Source organism: Caballeronia sp. M23-90, assembly GCF_053574605.1.
In genome coordinates this window covers 1-286 of the sequence record NZ_JBSIPA010001025.1, presented here as the reverse complement: position 1 = coordinate 286, position 286 = coordinate 1, and the positions used below count along the sequence as shown (strand labels likewise).

The 286-nt window shown below is 61.2% G+C and carries 1 pseudogene; it reads right to left on the bottom strand.

The annotated features are described in order from the left end of the window. A pseudogene (locus tag ACRXB1_RS37620) lies at positions 1–286 on the bottom strand (hypothetical protein); the annotation flags it as partial.

Genomic DNA, 286 nt, shown 5'->3' with positions numbered 1-286 from the left:
GCAGCCACGATGGCACAAGCCGCGCAAACGGATGTCCTATAACTGCACGATTGCGTGCGCCCCAGCTTGCATCGGCGAGTGGTGTGTCTGGCGGCAACTGAGCGATCGCATGATCGATTCGGTCGAGCATGAAGGCGCGCCAGTCGGCAACGCCATCCTGCAGCCACGATGGCACAAGCCGCGCAAACGGATGTCCTATAACTGCACGATTGCGTGCGCCCCAGCTTGCATCGGCGAGTGGTGTGTCTGGCGGCAACTGAGCGATCGCATGATCGATTCGGTCGAG